15 protein-coding genes and 1 pseudogene are annotated in these 22,631 nt (G+C 70.9%); 10 read left to right on the forward strand and 6 right to left on the reverse strand.

Translation table 11 applies throughout. From position 1 onward, the window contains the following. Positions 1–25: 25 nt before the first annotated feature. The gene (locus ABZT06_RS14850) at positions 26–1,264 is read right to left on the reverse strand and encodes an ROK family transcriptional regulator (protein ID WP_355740193.1); all 1,239 of its coding nucleotides are present in this window, start codon (positions 1,262–1,264) and stop codon (positions 26–28) included. Between the two features lie 238 nt (positions 1,265–1,502). On the opposite strand from ABZT06_RS14850, the gene ABZT06_RS14855 reads away from it, so the two are divergent. From ABZT06_RS14855 to ABZT06_RS14875, 5 genes are all read left to right on the forward strand, one after another. Continuing rightward, positions 1,503–2,882, forward strand: coding sequence for an extracellular solute-binding protein (locus ABZT06_RS14855; RefSeq protein ID WP_355740079.1), 1,380 nt, complete (start codon positions 1,503–1,505; stop codon positions 2,880–2,882). 80 nt (positions 2,883–2,962) lie between these two features. Beyond that, positions 2,963–3,811, forward strand: a complete 849-nt coding sequence (locus ABZT06_RS14860) for a sugar ABC transporter permease (protein WP_355740195.1) — start codon at positions 2,963–2,965, stop codon at positions 3,809–3,811. Further along, positions 3,811–4,704: a carbohydrate ABC transporter permease gene (locus ABZT06_RS14865; RefSeq protein ID WP_355740081.1), complete on the forward strand. Its 894-nt coding sequence runs from the start codon at positions 3,811–3,813 to the stop codon at positions 4,702–4,704. The genes ABZT06_RS14860 and ABZT06_RS14865 overlap by 1 nt, the downstream gene beginning before the upstream one ends. A gap of 31 nt (positions 4,705–4,735) precedes the next feature. Continuing rightward, on the forward strand, positions 4,736–7,798 hold the full coding sequence (locus ABZT06_RS14870) for a glycoside hydrolase family 38 C-terminal domain-containing protein (protein ID WP_355740083.1): 3,063 nt from the start codon (positions 4,736–4,738) through the stop codon (positions 7,796–7,798). Positions 7,799–7,903: 105 nt separating this feature from the next. Beyond that, positions 7,904–8,698, forward strand: coding sequence for a serine protease (locus ABZT06_RS14875; RefSeq protein ID WP_355740085.1), 795 nt, complete (start codon positions 7,904–7,906; stop codon positions 8,696–8,698). Between the two features lie 11 nt (positions 8,699–8,709). On the opposite strand, the gene ABZT06_RS14880 is transcribed toward ABZT06_RS14875, so the two are convergent. Both ABZT06_RS14880 and ABZT06_RS14885 read right to left on the reverse strand, forming a co-directional pair. Continuing rightward, entirely contained in the window at positions 8,710–8,853 is a 144-nt protein-coding gene (locus ABZT06_RS14880) for a hypothetical protein (RefSeq protein ID WP_355740087.1), read from the reverse strand. 79 nt (positions 8,854–8,932) lie between these two features. Beyond that, a pseudogene (locus tag ABZT06_RS14885) lies at positions 8,933–9,106 on the reverse strand (prolyl oligopeptidase family serine peptidase); the annotation flags it as partial. Between the two features lie 222 nt (positions 9,107–9,328). Between ABZT06_RS14885 and ABZT06_RS14890 the strand changes: the two are divergent. Continuing rightward, entirely contained in the window at positions 9,329–10,450 is a 1,122-nt protein-coding gene (locus ABZT06_RS14890) for a glycosyl hydrolase 53 family protein (protein ID WP_355740089.1), read from the forward strand. A 157-nt stretch (positions 10,451–10,607) separates the two neighbouring features. Then, positions 10,608–12,005, forward strand: coding sequence for a cytochrome (locus ABZT06_RS14895; protein ID WP_355740091.1), 1,398 nt, complete (start codon positions 10,608–10,610; stop codon positions 12,003–12,005). 76 nt (positions 12,006–12,081) lie between these two features. Here ABZT06_RS14895 and ABZT06_RS14900 read toward each other — a convergent pair whose 3' ends face one another. The 3 genes from ABZT06_RS14900 to ABZT06_RS14910 all read right to left on the reverse strand — a co-directional run bounded on the left by ABZT06_RS14900 (position 12,082) and on the right by ABZT06_RS14910 (position 14,879). Continuing rightward, positions 12,082–12,750 carry a YceI family protein gene (locus tag ABZT06_RS14900; RefSeq protein ID WP_355740093.1) on the reverse strand — a complete coding sequence of 223 codons (669 nt, stop codon included), beginning with the start codon at positions 12,748–12,750 and terminating at the stop codon, positions 12,082–12,084. A gap of 108 nt (positions 12,751–12,858) precedes the next feature. Next, entirely contained in the window at positions 12,859–14,451 is a 1,593-nt protein-coding gene (locus ABZT06_RS14905; protein WP_355740095.1) for a cation acetate symporter, read from the reverse strand. Then, positions 14,445–14,879: a DUF485 domain-containing protein gene (locus ABZT06_RS14910; RefSeq protein WP_355740096.1), complete on the reverse strand. Its 435-nt coding sequence runs from the start codon at positions 14,877–14,879 to the stop codon at positions 14,445–14,447. The genes ABZT06_RS14905 and ABZT06_RS14910 overlap by 7 nt, the downstream gene beginning before the upstream one ends. Before the next feature lie 514 nt (positions 14,880–15,393). Between ABZT06_RS14910 and ABZT06_RS14915 the strand changes: the two genes are divergently transcribed. From ABZT06_RS14915 to ABZT06_RS14925, 3 genes are read left to right on the forward strand one after another with little or no spacing between them, the layout of a single operon-like run. Further along, positions 15,394–16,935, forward strand: a complete 1,542-nt coding sequence (locus ABZT06_RS14915; RefSeq protein WP_355740097.1) for an acyl-CoA carboxylase subunit beta — start codon at positions 15,394–15,396, stop codon at positions 16,933–16,935. Between the two features lie 25 nt (positions 16,936–16,960). After that, positions 16,961–18,673, forward strand: coding sequence for a fatty acyl-AMP ligase (locus tag ABZT06_RS14920; protein ID WP_355740098.1), 1,713 nt, complete (start codon positions 16,961–16,963; stop codon positions 18,671–18,673). Then, the gene (locus ABZT06_RS14925; protein ID WP_355740100.1) at positions 18,670–22,629 is read left to right on the forward strand and encodes a type I polyketide synthase; all 3,960 of its coding nucleotides are present in this window, start codon (positions 18,670–18,672) and stop codon (positions 22,627–22,629) included. The genes ABZT06_RS14920 and ABZT06_RS14925 overlap by 4 nt, the downstream gene beginning before the upstream one ends. Positions 22,630–22,631: the final 2 nt, after the last annotated feature.

Here is a 22,631-nt window from a genome sequence, read left to right on the forward strand (position 1 = left end):
CAACTGGCCGCGTACCGCCCTCGCTTCAGCCCGTCACATCCGTCAGCATCCGCCACCCCGGCGCGTAGTTCCCGTGCAGCACCAGCGACGCCGCCCCCACCGCGCCCACCGTCTCGCCGATCACGCTCTGTTCGACGGCGACCGCCCGGATCGTACGGGCGACGGACGTACGGTTGACGGCTGCCTCGACCTCCTCGCGGATGATCGGCTCGATGCCGCGCAGCGCCTCGCCGCCGAGGACGACGCGGCTGACGTCGAGGAGGCTGGCGGCGCCGCGGGCGGCCTCGCCGATACGGCGCGCGGCACGTCGTACGACATCGCAGGCGTCGGGATCGCCCCCGCGGGCCGCTCGGCGCAGGGCCTTCCAGTCGTGGTGCAGGGAGTCGGGCGTACCGGTGAGGCCGATACGGTCGGCGGCGGCCCGGCCGTGCAGGCGCAGCAGGTCGTCGATGATCGCGGCCGGGCTGACGTACGGGCCGAGGCAGTCCATGGCGCCGCAGTGGCAGACGCGGTCGCCGGGTTCCACGGCCATGTGGCCGAACTCGCCTGCGTTGCCCGAATCGCCGTGCAGGACCGTGTTGTTGAGGACGATTCCGGCGCCGACGCCGGTGCCGAGGTAGAGGAACAGGAAGCTGCCCGCCCGGTCCGCGCCGCCGATCCAGCGCTCGCCGATGGCGGCGGCGGTGGCGTCGTTGTCGAGGGCGACGGGCAGGCCGGTGGCCTCGGCGAAGAGGTCCGCGAGGGGGACGCGGCCCCAGCCCGGGAAGTTCGGCGGGGAGACCACCGCGCCGGTGGTGCCGTCGAGGGGCCCGGGCGCGGCGATGCCGAGGCCGAGCAGGCGGGTGCGGTCCACGGCACTGCGGTCGAGGAGGCGCCCGGTGGTGCGCGCGATGCGGTCCACGACGTCGGCCGGGTCGCCCGGGTCGGTGAGCCGCAGCCGGCGGCTGCCGATCACCTCGCCGGCCAGGTCGACGACCACGATGACCGCGGCGTCGGGATCGAGGTGGACGCCGACCGCGCAGGCACCGTCGGCCCGGATGGTCAGCAGGGTGCGCCGCTTGCCGCCGCTGGAGGGGGCCTGGCCGGACTCCGCCACGAGGCCCGCGTCGAGGAGTTTGCGGACGACGTTGGAGACGGTCTGGTTGGTCAGCCCGGTGAGGGCCGCCAGTTCGACCCGGCTCACCTGTCCCGTGGTGCGGATGGCGTCCAGGACGACGGCCTGGTTGTAGCCGCCGACCCGCGGCAGGTTCGTCCCGCTGAGCATCGTCACCTGTCGGTCACCTGGTCCCCTCATCCGCTGCCCCCGGCCCTCGCATGGCGAAAGTTTACATACTGGAAGCATTGACTTCATCCATCAAATGGATTTAGCTGACGCCCATCAAAATCCGGCCAATGGGGCCGATCAGCGCAGGGTGGCGCAGAGACAGGGGCGTCGTCCGGGCTGGCCTCCAGGCCGAGAACTCGCGGCTTCCCCTCAGGTTTCGCGTTCCGGAGGAACCACTGTGCGCTCGAGAATCGTCACCGCCGCGGCCTTCACCGCCGCCACCGCCCTGACAGTCGCAGGATGCGGTTCGGGCTCGTCAGGCAGCTCGGCCAAATCCATCAAGGTCGTCTACTGGCAGAACCTGGACAGCAGCAACAAGCTCCAGGCCACCTTCCTCGCCTCGATGGTGAAGGAGTTCACCAAGGCCAACCCGGGCACCAAGGTGACCCTCGTGCCGGTCGTCGCCTCCGAGAACGACTACTACACCAAGCTCCAGCTCATGATGCGCTCCCCCGCGACCGCACCCGACCTGGTCTACGAGGACACCGCGCTCATCAACTCCGACATCGCGGGCGGCTATCTCAAGCCGCTGGACGCCTACACCGCCAAGTGGGCCGACTGGTCGCAGTACGCCAAGGCCGCCAAGGGCGCGGTCACCGGGGCTTCCGACGGCAAGGTCTACGCCGTACCGGACGACACCGACACCCGCGGGATCTGGTACAACAAGCAGCTCCTCCAGAAGGCCGGGATCCCCGTCCCCTGGCAGCCCAAGACCTGGGCCGACGTGATCGCCGCCGCCAAGAAGATCAAGGCGAAGCTGCCCGACGTCACCCCGGTGAACCTCTACACCGGCCAGGCGGGCGGCGAGGCGTCCTCCATGCAGGGCTTCGAGATGCTCCTGTACGGGACCCCGGCCGGCGACAAGGCGCTCTACGACGCCTCGCAGAAGAAGTGGGTCGTCGGCAGCAAGGGCTTCAAGGACGCGCTCGACTTCGTCCACACCCTCTACAGCCAGGACCTCGGTCCGTCCAAGCAGGAGGCTCTGGGCGCCAACTTCGGGACCACCGTGGGCACCGAGCTCATCCCCGAGGGCAAGTTGGCGATCGACATCGACGGCTCCTGGATGCCCAACAACTGGAGTTCGGCGGCCGCCAAGCCGTGGAGCGAGTGGCAGTCGGTGATGGGCACCGCGGCGATGCCGACGCAGAACGGCCAGGCGCCGGGCCGTACGAGCATGTCGGGCGGCTGGGCCTGGTCGATCCCGGCGAAGGCCAAGAACCCCGACCTGGCCTGGAAGTTCCTGTCGACCACGCTCCAGACCAAGGCCAACGCCGCGAAGTGGAACGTGACGAACGCGAACATCGCGGTGCGCACGGACGTCGCCTCGGACCCGGCGTACCTGAACTCGGTGCCGACCAACAAGTTCTTCACGCAGCTCGTGGCCGACACCCACTACCGGCCCGGGCTGCCGGAGTACAACCAGGTCTCGACCGCGATCCAGAAGGCGATGGAGTCCGTGACGACCGGTCAGGCCTCGGTCGACAAGGCCGCCTCGACCTTCGATAACGATGTCAAGGCGGCGGTGGGCGGCGACAAGACCGTGGAGGGCACTTCGTGACCGCCCTCGCCCCGGCGCCTCACGGGACCGGCGGTCACCACCGCCGGTCCCGCGGGGCGCCCGCTCCCGTCGTCCGCTCGCTGCTGCGCGGTCTGCCGACGGTCCCGGCCGTGGTCCTGCTGGCGGTGTTCCTGGCCGGTCCGATCGTGTACTGCGTCTACTACGCCTTCACCGACATGCAGCTCACCGGGGCCGCGGGCACGAACTTCGTCGGCGTCGACAACTTCACCAGGGCGCTGAAGGACACCGACTTCCTCAACGCGATGTGGCTGACCCTGGTGTTCGTGGTCGGCTCCGCCGTGATCGGCCAGAACACCCTGGGACTCGCGCTCGCGGTTTTGATGCAGAAGGCCACCCAGCCGGTACGGGCACTGGTCAACGGAGTCGTCATCGCCGCCTGGGTGCTGCCCGAGGTGGTCGCCGGCTATCTGATGTACGCCTTCTTCTACGACCAGGGCTCGCTCAACTCCCTTCTGGACGCGGTGCATCTGCCGGACCAGAACTGGCTGTACACGATGCCGATCCTCGCCGTGTGCCTGGCCAACGTGTGGCGCGGCACCGCCTTCTCCCTGATGGTCTTCACCGCGGCCATCAACGACGTGCCCCGGGAGCTGGTGGAGGCCGCCGAGATGGACGGAGCCGGCCCCTGGCAGCGGCTGTGGCGGGTCGTCCTGCCGGTCATCAGGCCGTCGATCCTGACGAACCTGATGCTGATCACGCTCCAGACGCTCTCCGTCTTCGGCCTCGTCTACACCATGACCCGCGGCGGACCGGGCAACAAGAGCGAGACCCTGCCGATCTTCATGTACCAACAGGCCTTCCAGAACAGCCTGATCGGCTATGGCACCGCCATCGCCCTCGTCCTGCTGGTGGTCGGCGCCCTGTTCTCCGTCGTGTACATCCGGCTGCTGAAACTGGAGGACGACTGATGGCCGCCGTCGCCACGACTCCCCCCGACACCGTCACCAAGGCCCCTGCGGTGCCCGGTCGTCCGCGCGGGCGCCGGATCCGTCCGGCCCGCGTCACGGTCAACCTCGTCCTCATCGCCGTGTCGGTGCTGTACGTCCTGCCGCTGCTGTGGATGGTGCTCGCCTCGGTGAGCCGCACCAACTCCTTCCGCCTGAAGTGGCCTTCGGCGCTGACGCTCGACAACTTCGACGCGGTCCTCAACGTCGACACCACCTACCGTCCGATGCTCAACAGCCTGCTGCTGTGCGGCTTCGGCACGGCGGTGACCGTGGTGGCGTCGGTCCTCGCCGCCTACCCGCTGTCGCGCTACCGGTCCCGGGTGCGGCGGCCGTTCCTGTACACGATCCTGTTCTCCACCGGGCTGCCCATCACCGCCGTGATGATCCCCGTGTACAGCATGTTCGTGCAGGTCAACCTGATCGACTCGATGCCCGGCACGACCCTGTTCCTGGCCGCGTCCGCGCTGCCGTTCGGGATCTGGCTGATGAAGAACTTCATGGACGGCGTCCCGATCGTCCTGGAGGAGGCCGCCCGGATCGACGGCGCGAACACCATGCAGGTGCTGTGGCGGGTGGTGCTGCCCCTGATGCGGCCGGGTGTCGTCGTGGTCACCATCTTCACGTTCATCGGCATGTGGGGGAACTTCTTCGTCCCCTTCATCCTCCTGCTGTCCCCCGAGAAACTGCCCGCGTCCGTCAGCGTCTTCACCTTCCTCTCCGCCCACGACCAGACGCAGTACGGGCAGTTGTCGGCGTTCTCGCTCCTCTACTCGCTGCCCGTCGTGATGCTCTACCTGCTGCTGGCCCGCAAGCTCGGCGGCGGATTCGCGCTCGGCGGAGCCCTCAAGGGCTGACACCCTCCACTTGCACGGAGAAAGACACCTGATGCACAACGACCGTGAAGTCACCGAACAGCGACTCTCTCGCGTGCTGAACGAGCGGATTCGGCCCGCCGTCCACGCCCGCTCCGTCCCTCTGGCCGTGGAGGTCTGGAGCGTCGCCGGTGAGCCGGTGCCGGTCGGGCAGGGCCTCGCGGCCCCCTACCGGCCGACCGGAGTCGGCGAGTGGTGGGGCCCCGCCTGGTCGACGAGCTGGTTCAAGGTGAGCGGCACCGTCCCGGCGGACTGGGCCGGTGAGAGGGTCGAGGCCGTGCTGGATCTCGGGTTCGCCACCCACTCCGCGGGTTTCTCCGCCGAGGGACTGGTCTACCGGCCGGACGGGACCGCCGTGAAGGCACTCAACCCGCGCAACACCTGGCTGCCGGTGTCCGAACGGGCCGCGGGCGGCGAGGAGTTCGTCGCCTTCATCGAGGCCGCCGCCAACCCGGTCGTCATGCACACCGCTCCCGGCGAGCTCACCTTCGGGCCCACGTCGGTGGGCGGCCGCGCGCCATGGCTGGGCGACCCGGCCGCGGACCCCGGTGCGCCCCTCTACCGGCTACGGCGTCTGGACCTCGCCGTGTTCGACCGGGACGTCCACGAACTCGTCCAGGACCTGGAGGTGTTGGCGCAGCTGATGCCGGAGCTGTCCCCCGAGTCCCCGCGCCGCTGGCAGATCCTGCGGGCGGTCGAACTCGCCCTGGACGCGGTCGATCTGCAGGACGTCAGCGGCAGCGCGGCCGCCGCACGGGCCGCTCTCGCCCCCGCACTGGCGTCACCCGCGCACGCGAGCGCGCACCGCATCTCGGCGGTCGGGCACGCGCACATCGACACGGCCTGGCTGTGGCCGCTGCGCGAGACCGTGCGCAAGGTGGCCCGGACGGTCTCCAACGTCACGCAACTCATGGACGATCACCCGGAGTTCAGGTTCGTGATGTCCCAGGCGCAGCAGCTGGCCTGGCTGAAGGAGCACCGGCCCGAGGTGTACGCGCGGGCCCAGGAGAAGGCGAAGGCGGGGCAGTTCCTGCCGACCGGCAGCCTGTGGGTGGAGCCGGACACCAACATCAGCGGCGGCGAGGCCCTGGTCCGACAGTTCGTCCACGGAAAGCGGTTCTTCCTCGAAGAGTTCGGCGTCGAGACCGAGGAGATGTGGCTGCCGGACACCTTCGGCTACAACGCGGCCCTGCCGCAGCTGATGAAGCTGGCCGGGGTGAAGTGGTTCCTGACGCAGAAGATGTCCTGGAACACCACCAACAAGTTCCCGCACCACACCTTCTGGTGGGAGGGCATCGACGGCACCCGGATCTTCAGCCACTTCCCGCCGGTCGACAGCTACAACGGCGAGCTCTCCGGCGCCGAAGTCGCCCACAGCGTGCGGAACTTCCAGGACAAGGCGGGCGCCAACCACTCACTGATCCCCTTCGGCTACGGCGACGGCGGTGGCGGCCCCACCCGCGAGATGCTGGCGCGGGCCGACCGCCTCAGGGACCTGGAAGGTTCGGCGCGCGTCGAGATGGAAGGGCCCGCGGACTTCTTCCGGCGCGCGCACGACGAGTACGAGGCGAACGGCGGCGCGCCGGTGTGGGCCGGGGAGCTGTACCTGGAGTTCCACCGCGGCACGCTGACCAGTCAGCTCGCCACCAAGCAGGGCAACCGGCGCAGCGAACACCTGTTGCGCGAGGCGGAGTTGTGGGCGGCGACCGCTGCCGTACGCCACGGACACCCGTATCCGTACGACGCCCTGGACCGGCTGTGGAAGACGGTGCTGCTGCACCAGTTCCACGACATCCTGCCCGGGACGTCGATCGCCTGGGTGCACCGGGAGGCGGAGGAGACGTACGCGGCCGTGGGCCGGGAGTTGGAGGGGCTGATCGGCTCGGCTCAGGGGGCGTTGGCCGGGGAGCCCGGAGGCTCGGTCGTCTTCAACTCCGCGCCGCATGCCCGGGGAGGTGTCGTGGCGTTCGGCGCGGGCCCGCGCACCGGGGCCGCCGACGCCCCGGTCACACCCGCACCGGACGAGGAAGGGTTCGTCCTCGACAACGGTCTGGTCCGGGTCGTGGTGGACACCCGCGGCCTGATCACCTCCGCCTACGACCACACCGCGGGACGGGAGGCGCTGGCTCCCGGGGCGGTGGGCAACCTGCTCCAGTTGCACCAGGACTTTCCGAACCAGTGGGACGCCTGGGACGTCGACGTCTTCTACCGCAACACCGTGCGCGACCTCACCGACGCCGAGTCCGTCACCGCTACCGCCGACGGCGTCCGGGTGGTCCGGTTGTTCGGCGCGTCCAGGATCGAGCAGACCCTGACGCTGCCGGCCGGGTCGCGCGCGCTGGTGATCGACACCGTCGTCGACTGGCGCGAGCGGGAAAAGTTCCTCAAGGCGGCCTTCCCGCTGGACGTGCGGGCCGCCCACTCGACCGCCGAGATCCCCTTCGGACACGTCGAGCGGCCCACGCACACCAACACGAGCTGGGACGCGGCCAAGTTCGAGACGTGCGCCCACCGCTTCGTGCACGTCGGCGAGCCCGACTGGGGAGCCGCCCTGGTCAACGACTCCTCCTACGGCCACGACGTCACCCGGGACATCCGCCCCGACGGCGGTACGACCACCACGGTCCGCCTCTCCCTGCTGCGCGCCGCCCGCTTCCCCGATCCCGACCAGGACCAGGGCACCCATCGGCTCGGCTACGCGCTGGTGATCGGCGCCGATGTCTGCGACGCGCGGCGCGAGGGGTACCGCTTCAACCTGCCCGAGCGCGCGGTGCCGGGTACCGCCACGGTCGCCCCGCTGGTGTCGGTGGACCTCGAGGGCGTGATCGTGGAGGCGGTCAAGCTCGCCGACGACCGCAGCGGGGACGTCGTCGTACGGCTCTACGAGTCCCGGGGGACCCGCGCGGCGGCCACGCTCAGCGCGGGGTTCCCGCTGGCCTCCGCGGTGGCGACCGACCTGCTGGAGCGCCCCGTGGACGACTCGTCCAGCCACCGACAGCTGCAGGACGGTGTCCGGTTGACGCTACGGCCGTTCCAGATCCTCACGCTGCGGTTGCGGCCCGCGTCGGGCGGCTGACCTGACGACGGAAACCGACTCGCCCCTGACGCTCGTCCTCCTCACCGACCACATCACGCGGGGCCCGGCCCATGCCCCGCGCCAAGCAGTTCAGGGGGAACCGCTGTGCCGATCCGCGCTGCCAGAAACACCCGTCCCGGAACGCGGACGGCCGCCGTCGTCACCACCGCCGTGCTCGCCGCGGCCGCGCTCTGGTCCACCGCCGCTCCCGCCTCAGCCATCAAGGGCGGCGGCCCGGCCACCACTACCGCCCGGCCGTACGCCATGTTGATCGAGTTGAACGGCAAGCAATTCTGCGGGGGCACGCTCATCGCGCCCCGGAAGGTGCTCACCGCCGGACACTGCGTGGAGAACGCGGGGGATCTGTCCGCGCTGCGGGTGATCGGCGGCCGCACCCGGGTGGACGGCACCGGCGGCACCGAGCGGGGGGTCGCCTCGGCCCGGCTGGACTCGCGTTACGGCGGGCCCGGTTACGCCCATGACGCCGCGGTCCTCACCCTGGACCGGCCGATGCCGTACCGGACGATCCCGGTGGCCGGTCCCGGGGACGGCAAGCTGGTGGCCGACGGCCGGAAGGCCACCGTGCTCGGCTGGGGACGCACCGGGCCCGGCGTCACCGCCACCAGGCTGAAGCAGACCCGACTCGTCCTCTCCCCCGTGGCCGACTGCCGGCCGTACACCGACCCCGAGACCGACCCCGCCGCGATGCTGTGCGGTATGCCGCGTCCCGGGACCACCGACAGCATCTGTTCCGGCGACTCCGGTGGTCCGCTGATCAGCGGCGGCAAGGTCGTGGGCATCGTGTCGTGGGGCAACAAGTACTGCGACGAGCAGTTCCCGGTGTCCGTCTTCGTCCGCACTGACTCGGTCGCCGCGGATCTGGGCATCCCCACCGGCTGAGAGCCCTGAGGTCACAGGAGCTCCGGCCGCCTCCACTCCCGGCCGAGGACGTGGTGGTCGAGGAAGTTCAGGGTGGTCTCGTACAGGAGGCGCAGGTTGTTCGGGGCATCGACGCCGTGAGACTCGTCGGGGAAGTACAGGAACCGGGCGGGCACTTGCCCGGAAGGACGCGTGCATGTCGGTGCCGCCCTGGAAGGACTCCAGGTTCCACAGCCCGGCGTGGGAGACGAGCGCCCGGAATCGGTCGGTGCGTGTGGCTGTCCGGTTGGCGAGGTAGCCGCCGTAGGACCGGCCCGCGAGGGCCGTTCGCGTCGGGTCGAGGTCGGGGCGGGTCAGCGCGGCGTCGGTGAGCGCGATGACGTCGGGATAGGGCCGTCCGCCGAACTGACCGAGTCCCCGTTCCTGCATGTGTTGCCCGTATCCGGAGGACGGGCCGGGTCGGGGAGCAGTACCGCAGGGCGTACGGGCGGGCGTAATCCTGTGTACGTACACAATCGATCACCTTCCACAACACCCGCCCTTACCTCCTCGAAATGCTGGCGACACATGTATTTACAGCCCCAGTGGCACCTCTTACTGTGAACGTTCACGGAACCCATCCACATGGTCATGTCAGACAAGGAGGTCGGGATGACCGTCACAGGTCCGCGCCGCCTCGTGAAGGCCGCCATGCTCCTGGCGGCACTCGCCCTGCCCGCATCCCTGCTCACCACGCCCACCAGCGCCTCGGCCGCCGGCACGCTCACCATGCGCGGCGCCGACGTGTCGACCGCCCAGCGCGCGCTCGACCTCGGTGCCAAGTACTACGACGCGAGCGGCACCGCCAAGGACCCGCTGGACATCCTCAAGGGCCTCGGCGTCAACTACGTCCGCCTGCGGGTCTGGAACAACCCCGCCAGCGGTTACAACAACAAGGCCAAGGTGCTGTCGTACGCGAAGCAGGTGAAGGCCAAGGGGCTGAAGCTGCTGGTCGACTTCCACTACTCGGACACCTGGGCCGACCCGGGCAACCAGAACAAGCCCGCGGCATGGGCCGGCCACACCATCGGCCAGTTGCAGACCGATGTCTACAACTACACGTACGACGTCTGCAACAGCCTCAAGTCGCAGGGCACCACCCCGGACAGCGTGCAGGTCGGCAACGAGATCAACGTCGGCATGCTGTGGAACGAGGGCAAGGTCGTCAACAACGACTTCACCAACCTCAGCCTGCTGCTCAAGTCGGGCTACAACGCGACCAAAGCCTGCAACAGCGCCACCCAGGTGATCATCCACACCGCCGACGCCGACAGTGACGCCAACGCCCGCTGGTTCTACGACGGCATCAAGGCCAAGGGTGTCAACTGGGACATCACCGGGCTGTCGTACTACTGCCCGTGGCACGGCACGGTCGCCAACATGGGCAGTGTGGTGGCCGACATGAAGTCCCGCTACGGCAAGGACGTCGTCATCGCCGAGACGGCCTACCCGTTCACCTCGGCCAACGCGGACAGCACCGCCAACTCCATCACGAGCGGCTGCTCGGGTTACCCGCTCAGCTGGCAGGGCCAGGCCGACAACTTCACCGCCGTACAGAACGCGGCCCGCAGCAACGGCGCGATCGGGGTCTTCTACTGGGAGCCCACCTGGTACGCGGTCAAGGGCAATGGCTGGGACCCTGCCGACATCAGCAACAGCGGCAACGGCTGGGACAACATGGCCATCTTCAACTGGACCGGCAATGTGAACCCGAACATCAAGTGGACCCCGTAGAAGACGACTTCACACAGGAGCGGCACCGTCCTCCGGCGGTGCCGTTCGTCGTTCCCCCGGCTTCCCGGAGCCGAGGGTCGATAATCACCCCCCGCCATGGAGGCAGCGCGGGGGGTCACATTACCCTGGCGTAGCGCCTGAGCGAGGGAAGGAAGCCATGGGGGTCCAACTGGACAGCGGATCGGCAGCCGGTCACGAGTCGCTGGAGTCGATGAGCCTCGAACCGCTCATGACCCGCGACTACGAACGGGATCCGGCGATCGTGTACGAGCGTCTGCGCCGGGCGCACGGCCCGGTCGCGCCGGTCGACCTGCTGGGCGTGCCCGTCTGGCTCGTGCTGGGCTACGAGGAGGCGTACGAGGTCCTCCGCGACGACCACGCCTGGCCGAAGGGGCTCGAGAACTGGCGGGCGCGGCGGGAAGGGCGGCTGCCCGAGGACTGGCCGCTCGCGCCGTCGCTGGACGTCAACCACGTGCTGATCCAGGGCGGCGAGGGCTACCGCGGGCTGAGGGTCGCCTGGGACACCGCGCTACGGCCCTTCCAGGACCCCCGGCACCCGGTGGCCAAGCGGCTGAAGGCCCAGATCACCCGTGACGCCGACGAGCTGATCTCGCTGTTCACCCAGGGCGGCCGCACCGGATGGGCGGATCTGTCCGCGCAGTTCTCGCGGCCGCTGCCACTGATGGTCGCAAGTCACCTGCTCGGCTTCCCGGGCTCGCAGCACGACGACGCCCTGATGGACATGTGGCGGGTGCTGGACGCCGGTCCGGACGCGGGGCCCGCACTGGAGCGGCTGCTGGCCACCCTGTCGGAGCTCGGCGCGTGGAAGATGAAGCAGCCCGGCGACGACTTCCCCTCCTATCTGCTCGCCTCCCATCCCGGCCTGAGCGTCGAGGAGTTGTCGCGAGAGCTGATGATGCTGCTCGGGATGACCTCGGACCATGTCGGCATCCTGATCTCCAACACGGTCGTCGAGGTCATCACCGGGAACCTCCCCGCGAGCGCCAGCCTGTCGGCGGGGCTGATCAGGGAGACCATGAACCGGGTGGTGATGCAGAAGCCGCCGCTGATCAACTTCGTGCCGCGGTTCCCCCTGACCGACATGAAGCTGGGCGACTACACCATCGCGGCGGGCGATCCGGTGTGGGTGTCGGTCGGCGCCGCGCACGCGGATCCGGCCTTCGCGGGGAAGGTCTGCCCCGAGTCGACCATCAGCACGCGGGCCCATCTGTCCTGGGGCGCCGGGCCGCGCCAGTGCCCGGCGCGGGAACTGGCCGGGGGCGCGGCGGCGATCGGCGTGAGCAGGCTCTTCGAGCGGTTGTCCGGGCTGGAGTTGTCGCTGCCGGTCGACCAGTTGCCGTGGCGTTCCTCGCCGTTCATGCGCGGCCTGCGGTCGCTCCCGGTGCGTTACACGCTCTCGGGCACGCCCGCCCTGCCGGTGCCCCCTCTCCCGCCCCTGCCTGCCACGGCGGACTCCGCCCCGGCCGACGAGGCCGCCGTACGGCCGCGTTCGTCGCTGTGGCGTTATCTGGCCGGGCTGGTGCGCGGGCGCTGACGGCTCCCGGAACACCGGAGCGGGCCACGGACTCGGACGAGTTCGTGGCCCGCTCCTTTCGCGCGGCAAGGGGCGGTCAGCCCGCCGGGGGCGTGCGGATCGCGGCGATGTCGAACTGCAGGCGTACTTTCTCGCTGACCATGGCACCGCCCTCGGCGAGCCGGGTGCTGTAGGTCAGGCCCCACTCGGAGCGGTTGATGGTGGTGGTGCCGTCGAAGCCGGCCCGCTGGTAGCCGAACGGGTCGGTGACATGGCCTATGTAGGTGAGTTCCAGGACCACGGGGCGGGTGGTGGCCTTGATGGTGAGGTCGCCGGTCATCCGGTACACGTCGGGGCCGACGACTTCCACGCCGGTGCTGAGGAACCGCATGCGCGGATAGGTCGAGGCGTCCAGGAAGTCCCGCCCGACGAGGTGACCGTCGCGCTGTTCCACGCCGGTGTCGACGCTGCCGGTGGAGATGATGATCTCCGCCTTCGAACGGGAGGGGTCGCGGCCGTCGAAGTAGAGGCGGCTCTGGTACTCCAGGAACGCCCCGCGCACGGTGGTCACCATGGCGTGGCGTACGGAGAAGCCGATCCTGCTGTGCGCGGGATCGATGGCCCATTCCCCGGTCAGGGCCGCCAGTCCGGGGTCGGGAAGGACGGCTGTGGCGGTGGCCGACGACCCGGTGGGGGGCTGGGAAACGTCGGCGGATTCCGTGCGGTCCGTGCGACGGAACATGGTGCCACGGTTGAACAAGTTCATACATCACCTAATTACTGCACGGGGGTTGTTGCCGCAAGCCGTGATCCGCTGTCGACGAAATATCCACGTGTTCGCCACACGGTTAAGGGAAAAGTGGGGGGAAATCGGCTAGTCGGCTCCGACAAGGGTGCGGACTTCGAAGTCCTCGTATGCCTCTTCTGCTTCGGGACGGCTCAGTACCGAACCCAGCCAGCCGAGGAGGAAGCCGGCCGGGATGGAGACGATTCCGGGATTCTGCAAGGGAAACCAGGCGAAATCGGCGTCCGGGTAGAGCGAGGCGGGGGCCGAGGAGACGACCGGGGAGAAGACGACGAGGAGGACCGAGGTGAGCAGGCCGCCGCAGAGGCTGAGGAGCGCGCCCTGGGCGGTGAAGCGGCGCCAGAAGAGGGTGTAGACGAGGGTCGGGAGGATGGCGGACGCGGCGATGGCGAAGGCGAGGAAGGCGAGGGTCGCGGAGTTGGCGCCCCAGGAGACCAGGGCGAGCAGCATGCCGAGAACGCCGATGACGGCGGCCGCGAGCCGGGCCACGGCCAGTTCTTCCGTCTGGGTCGCCCTGCCCTTGCGGATCACCTCGCCGTAGAGGTCGTGGGCGAGCGAGGAGGCGGCGGCCAGGGTGAGGCCCGCGGCGACCGCGAGGAGGGTGACGAAGGCGAGGCAGGACAGCAGGGCGGTCAAGATGGCGCCGCCCAGTTCGTGCGCCAGCAGCAGGACGGCCGCGTTGCCCGTGCGGTCGTTCTCCGCGATGGTGTCGCTGCCCAGGACGGCGGTGGCGCCGAGGCCGAGGATGCCGGCCGCCAGGCAGACGAGGCTGACCAGGCCCATGGCCCACACCACCGAGGTGCGCAGGACGTCGACCGATTTCGGGGCGAGCAGGCGCATCATCACGTGCGGGAGGGCGGCGAGGCCGAGCACGATGGCCAACTGGAGGCTCAGGAAGTCGAGTTTGCTGGTGACGCTGGCTCCGTAGCGCAGTCCGGGCTCCAGGAACCGCGCGCCCTGCCCGCTGTTGTCGGCGGCCGCGGCGAGCAGGTTCTCGAAGTTCCAGTCGAAGCGGTGCAGCACCATCACGCCGGCCACGGTGACGCCGCAGATGAGCATGACCGCCTTGACGACCTGGATGAAGGTGGCGCCCGGCATGCCTCCGATGGCGGCGTAGACGATGACGATGGTGCCGATGACGATGACGCACAGGGTGCGGGTGGCCGTGCTGGGTTCGCCGGTGAACTGGGTCAGCAGGGCGACACTGCCGACGAGTTGGGCGACCAGGTAGAGGGTGGTGATGGCCAGCGTGCACAGCGCCAGGGCGAGGCGGACCGGCCGCTGCATGCGCGTCAGGCGTATCGCCAGGGTGTCGCCGAGGGTGAACTTGCCGGTGTTGCGCAGCGGTTCGGCGATCAGCAGCAGGACCATCATCCAGGCGACCGCGGTGCCGCACAGGTAGAGCAGTCCGTCGTAGCCGGTCAGTGCGACCAGTCCGGTGCTGCCCAGGAGGGTCGCGGCCGACAGGTAGTCGCCGCACATCGCCAGCCCGTTGCGCAGCGGGGACATGGCGCGGTTGCCCAGGTAGAACTCGCCGATCTCGTCGCGCTGAGGTGCGGTCAGCAGGGCGGTGAAGAGGGTCACGACGACCACGGACAGGAAGAGCACGAGCGTCAGCTGGAGGCTGAGACGGTCCACGACGGAGACTCCGAGCGTCACCATGGGCGCAGCTCCTCGTCGCGGGGGGCCGTGCGCGCCTCGAAGGCCGCGCGTTCGCGTTCCGCGCTCTCATGGTGGCGGACCAGGCCGCGCAGACCGCGGACCACCGGGGTGACCTGGGTGCGCATGTGCACGAGGTAGCGCCACACGATCACGCCCATCAGCACGAACTGCCCGAGGCCCAGGGCCAGCCCGACCGTGAGATGGCCGCTCACGGAGGTGTTCATCAGGCCGGGCGCGAAGCTGGACAGCAGGACGTACAGCAGGAACCCGCCGACGGCGACAGCCGCTGCCCGGACACCGAAGCGCCGGTGGCCGCGGCGCAGCGACTGGTACGCGGGCTGGCGGGACACCGAGTGCGGGTCCGCCGGCTCAGGGCCCGCTTCGTAGGGGGTCGGCGGCCCGCCGAGCCCCATGGAGTGCCGTGACACATGCACCTTCTTTGCTGCCGCGCCGGTCGTCGCCTCAAAGGCACGCCGGAGTCATGCTCAGTGCGGATTTGTGGGGGATTCGTGAATGCGGAATTCACGTGATGCGAATTGCGCGCTTGACAACAAGCCTGTAGGGCGGTCGGCCTGGGGATCGGGGGAGGCGGCGACGAGGCCAGGACCGGGATTGTCGCAGCGCCCCCGTTGAACTATCAACCGGTCGGTCGAACCGAATCGAAGAACTGACTCATTCACGTGCTTCGATTCATCCACCCGGCATCCGACAGCCTGCGAAAAGGCCGACCTCCGGAATAGGTCTGCACCTTCGGCGAGGCCAGGTTGTCTCAAATGCAGCGCTCAGGGGGCTCCCCCTCCTCGGCAGGGGCCCTTGTCACTGACGGACTAAGGCCGGCCTCCCGGGACTCACCTTGCGCAAACAGAACGGCGTAGGGCTCGGCCGGCGCCGGAGGCGCTGCCATATTCGAAGGCCACTTCGGAGGTGGCTGTGACACTAGAGGTGACGACGACACGTCTGCCCGACCGCACCGCCGACCGCGTCCTCGCGCTCGAAGCCCGCCGAGCGCAGGCCGTGGCCGGGAACAGGCCGAGAAGACGCGGCAAGTTCGGTGCCCGGGAGCGGATCGACCTGCTGCTGGACTCCGGCTCGTTCACCGAGACCGGTCTGTTCGTACGGGCCCGGCCGACCGGGGACAACGCCCACCGCCCTTACGGGGACGGTGTGATCACCGGATACGGCACGGTCGACGGGCGTCCGGTCTGCGTCTTCTCCCAGGACTCCACGGTCTTCGGCGGCAGCATGGGCGAGGCCTTCGGCGAGAAGACCGTGGCCCTCATGGACCTCGCCCTCAGAACCGGGTGCCCGGTCATCGGGCTCAACGACGGTGGCGGCGCCCGCATCCAGGAGGGCGTCGTCTCGCTCGCCCTCTACGCCGAGCTGGTGCGCCGCAACGTCCAGGCGTCCGGGGTGATCCCGCAGATCTCCGTCGTCCTCGGCCCCTGCGCCGGCGGGGCCGCCTACTCCCCCGCCATCACCGACTTCACCGTGATGGTGGACGGCGCCTCCCACATGTTCGTCACCGGGCCCGACGTCATCGAGACGGTCACCGGGGAGCGCACCAGCGCCGAGGAGCTGGGCGGCGCCCGCACCAGCAACTCCCTCAACGGCAACGCCCACTTCCTGGCCGCCGACGAGACGGAGGCCCTGGACACTGTACGGGAGCTGCTGTCCTACCTGCCCGTCAACAACCTGGAGCGGCCGCCGAGTTACGCTCCCCTGCCGCCGCCCGCCGACGTGGGGCTCGACGAGATCGTGCCGGACCGGCTCGGGCAGGCCTACGACATGCGGGACATCCTGCGGGCGGTGGTCGACGACGGTGAACTCCTGGAGGTCCAGGAGCTGTTCGCGCCGAACATCATCTGCGCGCTGGCCCTGGTCGAGGGCACGTCCGTCGGGGTCGTCGCCAACCAGCCGCTGCACGCGGCCGGGGTGCTGGACATCGACGCCTCCGAGAAGGCCGCGCGGTTCGTACGGTTCTGCGACGCGTTCGGCATTCCGCTGCTGACCTTCGCCGACGTGCCGGGCTATCTCTCCGGGGTCCGCCAGGAGCAGGCCGGGATCATCCGGCGCGGCGCCAAGCTGCTGTACGCGTACGCCGAGGCGACCGTGCCGAAGGTGACGGTGGTGGTGCGCAAGGCGTACGGCGGCGGGTACGCGGTGATGGGCTCCAAGCACCTGGGCGCCGACATCAACCTCGCCTGGCCCACCGCGCGGATCGCGGTGATGGGCGCCGAGGGCGCGGTGGGCGTCCTGCACCGGCGTGAACTCGCCGCCTCCGACGACCCCGAGGCATTGCGGGCCCGTCTCGTGGACGCGTACGAGAGCACCCACGGGACGCCCTATCTCGCCGCCGAGCGCGGATACGTCGACGCCGTCATCGCCCCCCGCGACACCCGTGCCCACATCTGCCGTGCCCTGCGTGCGCTACGCGGCAAGCGTGCCCCGATGCCGGAGCGCCGGCACGGCAACATCCCGCTCTGACCTGCCTCGCGAGGAGACCCGCCCGATGGACATCCGCCGTCCCCCGCTCGCCCCCGCGTTCCGGAGTCTGCCGGAGTACGTACGCCACTGGGCCGGGGCCACCCCGGACCGCCGGGCGTTCACCTTCGTCGACCACCCCGCCCCGCACTCGCGCGGGGTCCACCGCACCCTGACCTGGCGCCGACTGGACGTGCGGGTACGGGCGGTGGCCGCCCGGCTCGCCGAGGAGGCCGAGCCGGGGGCACGGGTCGCGGTGCTGTGCCCCCAGGGGCTGGAGTACGTCACCGGGTTCCTCGGAGCCCTCGCGGCCGGAATGGTCGCCGTACCGATGTATCCGCCCGGTCTGCCGGGGCACGGCGATCGGCTGGCGGCCGTCCTGGCCGACGCGCGACCGGCGGTGGTCGTGACAACCAGTCAGGTGATCGACGAAGTCCGGGACTTGTGCGACCGCACACCCGCACGAGTCGTCGCGGTGGACCAGGTGCCCGACGCGGCCGCGAAGGAACTGCCGCCGCCCGACACCGAGATCGCCTACCTGCAGTACACCTCGGGCTCGACGCGCACCCCGGCGGGTGTGGAGATCGGGCACGCCAACGTCGTCGCCAACGCCCGCCAGGCGCTGGGCGCCTACGGTGCCGACGTCCATCCGGTGACCTGCGTGGGCTGGCTGCCGCTCTACCACGACATGGGGCTCGTCCTCAGCGTCGCCGCCCCGGTCGTGCGCGGGGTGCTGTCGGTACTCATGGACCCGGTCGCCTTCCTGCACGAACCCGCGCGCTGGCTACGGCTGTTGGCCGCGCATCCGCGGGCGCTGAGCGCGGCGCCCAACTTCGCCTACGACTACTGCGCCGCCACGGTGACCGAGGCCCAGAAGGCGGAGCTGCGGCTGGACCGGATCGTCGCGCTGATCAACGGCAGCGAGCCGGTCCGGCCCACCACGGCCGACCGGTTCCAGGCCGCCTTCGCCGGTCAGGGGCTCGTCGCGGAGACCCACTGCCCGTCGTACGGGCTCGCCGAGGCGACCGTCTTCGTCAGCGCCGCCCGGCCCGGGGAGCCGGTGCGCCGGTTCGCCCTGGACCGGGACGCGCTCGCCGAGGGCAAGGCGCTGCCCGCGCGGCCCGACGATCCCAGAGCCGTGCTGCTGGCCGGCTGCGGTACTCCGGTGGGCCAGGAGGTCCGCATCGTCGATCCGGTCTCCGGCGCCCACCTGTCCGAGGGCGAGGTCGGCGAGATCCAGGTGCGGGGCCCCAACGTGGGCCGCGGCTACTGGAACCGGGACGAGCAGACCCGCCGCGTCTTCGGCACGAACGGCCGGCTGCGCACCGGTGACCTGGGGACGGTCCTCGAGGGGCAGTTGATCGTCACCGGCCGCCTCAAGGACCTCATCGTCATCGATGGACGCAACCACTATCCGCAGGACCTGGAGGCCACCGTCCAGGACGCCCATCCGGCGGTGCGGCGCGACCGGCTCGCCGCGTTCGGGGTGGCGGGCGGCTCCGGTGAGCGGGTGGTCGTGGTGGCCGAGCACGCGCGGACCACGAGCCTCGCCGAGATCGACGTACCGGCGCTGGTCCGGGCCGTGCGCGCGGCGGTGTCCGGGCGGCACGGGGTGCGGCTCGCCGATGTGCTGCTCGTCCCGCCGGGCACGGTGCCGCGGACGTCGAGCGGCAAGGTGTCGCGGGCGCTGACGCGTGAGCGCTATCTGGCGGGTGCGTACGCGGCGGGCGGCGCCGCGTGAGGGCCGTGGACGCGGGAGCGGTGCGCCGGCTGGTCGCGGAGCGCGTCGCCGCGTGGACCGGCACGGCTGTCGCGGACGTGCCGATGGACCGGCCGCTGGCGGACCTCGGGATGTCCTCGCGGGACGCGGTCGTGCTGGCCGGGGACCTCTCCCGGCTGACGGGACGGGAGCTGCCGCCGACGTTGCTGTGGGAGGCGCCCACCGGGGAGGCTCTGGTGGCCCACCTGTGCCGTACGCCGTCGCGGACCACAGCGCCCGCGCCCGCCACGGTGGCTTCCCCTTCGGAGCCCATCGCCGTCATAGGCCTCGGCTGCCGTCTCCCCGGCGGGGTGCACGGACCGGCGGACTACTGGCGGCTGCTGACCGACGGCGTCGACGCGATCGGACGGGTTCCCGAGGACCGTTGGCGCGACTTCACCCCCTTCCCGCCCGAGGACGCACCCCGGTACGGCGGCTATCTCGACGACATCGCCGGGTTCGACGCGGACTTCTTCCGGATCACCCCGCGTGAGGCCGCCGTGATGGACCCGCAGCAGCGGATCCTGCTGGAGGTGGTCCACGAGGCCCTCACCCACGCCGCCGTCCCGGCCGCCTCCCTCGCGGGCACCGCCACCGGCGTCTTCGTCGGGGTCTCCGCGCCGGAGTACGGCTCGCTCACCGGCGCCGACCCGGCGGCCGTCGATCCCTGGGCACCGGCGGGCGGTGCGCTGAGCGTGACCGCGGGCCGGCTGGCGTACGTGCTGGACACCCACGGGCCGAGCATGGCCGTGGACACCGCCTGCTCGTCCTCGCTGGTCGCGGTGCACCACGCCTGTGTGAGTCTGCGCACGGGCGAGAGCGACACGGCGATCGCCGCGGGCGTCAACCTGCTGCTCTCCCCCACCGTCACCATGGCCTTCCGGCGGGCGGGCGCCCTCGCCCCGGACGGGCGGTGCAAGCCGTTCTCGCCGGCCGCCGACGGCATCGGTCGCGGTGAGGGCTGTGCGGCCGTGCTCCTGAAGCGGCTGTCCGACGCCGAGCGCGACGGCGACCGCGTGCTCGCGGTCATCCGCGCCACGGCCGTCAACTCCGACGGCCGCTCCAACGGCCTCCTCGCCCCCAACCCGGCCGCCCAGCAAGCCCTGTTGTCCACCGCGTACGCACGGGCAGGGCTCACCCCCGCCCACGTCGACTACGTCGAGGCGCACGGCACCGGCACCCCGCTCGGCGACCCGATCGAGGCGGGCGCGCTCGGCGCGGTGCTCGGCGCGGGCCGCGACCCCGACCAGCCGCTGCTCCTCGGCTCCGTGAAGTCGAACCTCGGGCACCTGGAGTCCGCCGCGGGCATCGCCGGGCTGGTGAAGACCGTGCTCGCCCTGCACCACGACGTCATCCCTCCGTCCCTGCACTGCGCCGAGGGCAGCGCCCTGGACGACGTACGCCTGCGCGTGGTCACCGAGGGCGAGCCGTGGCCGCGTTACGGCGGTACGGCGGTCGCCGGGGTCTCCGGTTTCGGGTTCGGCGGCACCAACGCCCATGCCGTACTGGAGGAATGGCGGCCCGGCGTCCTGCCCTCGTACCCGGCCGAGGAACCCGGCGCCCGGCTCCATCTGCTGTCCGACGTGGACGAGGAGCGGCTGCGGGACACCGCGGCCCGGCTCGCCGACCGGCTCCGGACGGCGGCCCCGCACCCCGCCGACGTGGCCCGCACACTGGCCGGACGGACCGGCCGCGGGAGACTGCGCGCGGCGGTGGTCGCACGGGACCGTGCCGAACTCGCGGACGGACTGGACGCGTTGGCACAGGGGCACCACCACGGCCACGTCGTGATCGGCGAGCGTGACCTCGTGGGGCCCGGACCGGTGTGGGTCTTCTCCGGGTACGGCAGCCAGTGGGCCGGGATGGGACGCCGGTTGCTGGCCGAGGAGCCCGCCTTCGCCGCCGCCGTGGAGAAGCTCGACGCGGAGTGCGGACTGTCCCTGTACGACCGTCTCGCGTCCGGGAGCGAGCTCGACCGGCTGGAGGTGGCCCAGCCCGTCCTGTTCGGACTCCAGGTGGCGCTCGCCGAGTTGTGGCGTTCCTACGGCGTCGAACCCGCCGCCGTCATCGGCCACTCCCTGGGCGAGGTGGCCGCCGCGGTGTGCGCGGGCGCCCTGGACGCGGCGGAAGGCGCCAGGATCGTCACCGTACGGGCCCGCCTGCTCAGCAGGCTGCGGGGCGGGGCCATGGCGGTCGTCGACCTCGACGACGCCGAACTCGACGCCCTGACACGGGACTTCCCCGGTGTGCATGTCGCCGTCCACTCCTCGCCCGGGCAGAAGGTCGTCACCGGCGAGGAACCGGCGGTGGCGCGACTGGTGCGGTGGCTGGAGGAGCAGGGGCGGACCGCCCGGTCCATGCGGGTCGTCGGCGCCGGGCACTCGCCACAAGTAGACCCGCTGCTGGCCGAGTTGACCGAGTCCCTGGCAGACGTCGGAGGCAGAGCGCCTCGCGTGCCCGTCTACTCCACCGTCCTGGACGACCCGCGCGGCGACAGTGTCTTCGACGCCAATCACTGGGCCGCCAACCTTCGGCGGCCCGTACGGCTGGACCGGGCCGTCGCCGCGGCCGCTGCCGACGGCCACACCGCGTTCGTCGAGATCTCGCCCCACCCGGTCCTGATCCGGGCCGTCACCGAGAACGCTCCCGGTGCCCTCGCGATCGGCACGCTCCGGCGGGGCGCCGACCAATGCGCCGACTTCCTCACCCAGGTGGGGGCGCTGTACTGCGCGGGCCAGCGGCTGCCGCTGCCACCGGGCCGGGTCGTGGACCTGCCCGCGCCCCGCTGGAAGCACGTACGGCACTGGTGGACCGACGGACGGGGGGCGGCGGGGACCGAGGGGCCCGCGGACGTGCGGCCGGCCGCCTCCACGCAGGAGCGGCCCGAGGAGGTGCACGCCGAGCAGGACACCTCCGTCGCCGCCCGCCTGTGCCATCACATCGCCACCGTCACCGGCCATCCCACCGGCCGTGTCACCCCCGCGACCGCGCTGGCCGACCTCGGGCTGGACTCGCTGATGGCGGTCCGGATCCGCACCGCCCTGGAGCGCGAGTTCGCCGTCGAGCTGCCGCTGCGCGACCTGCTCGGCGCCACCACGGTCCAGGAGGTCGCCGACCGGGTCCGGACCGGCCCGGTACGCCCGCTGCGCGTCACCGGCAGCCGTCCCCCGCTCTTCCTCGTGCACGCCGCCGGCGGAACCACCGACGTCTACCGGGCACTTGCCGACCGACTGGGCGACGAGCGGCCCGTGTACGGTCTCGAACGCCTCGAAGACGCCCGCACGGTGACCGAGAAGGCGCGCCGCTACGCCGAGGCCGTCACCGCCGTACACCCCGACGGACCCTGTCTGCTGGGTGGTTGGTCCTTCGGCGGCTTCGTCGCCCAGGAGACAGCGCGGCAACTCACCGCAGCGGGACGGGACGTGGAGCTCGTGGTGCTCATCGACTCCGTACGGCCGCTGCCCCGGCCGGACCGCACACCGGCCGACCGGCTGCGCGCCCACTTCGAGGGGTTCGCGCGCCACGTCCGCGACACCTACGGGGTCGCGCTGGAGCTGCCGTACGACGACCTCGTCGCGATGGACGACGACGGAGAGCGCATCGACACCGTGCTGGAGATCCTGCGCGCGTCCGCCGACGTACCGGCCGCCGCCCTGGAGCACCAGCGCTCCTCCTACCTGGACCTGAGGATCGGCGAGGCCCACGGGCCGGGCCGCTACGACGGGCGGGTGGTCCTGTACCGGGCCACCGAGCCCGCTCCGCACACCGTGCGTGACCCCGCCTACGAACGCGACGACCAGCCGCTGGGCTGGGACGAGGTGTGCCCGCGCCTGACCGTCGTACCGGTCGCGGGACACCACCTGTCGCTGCTCGACCCGCCGCACGTCGACGAGATCGCCGCCCACCTGGGGCGCGAGCTCGCCGCAGGGACCCGCTGAAC

Origin of the sequence: Streptomyces sp. NPDC005483 (genome assembly GCF_040606035.1) — a bacterium.
Lineage (GTDB): Bacteria > Actinomycetota > Actinomycetes > Streptomycetales > Streptomycetaceae > Streptomyces.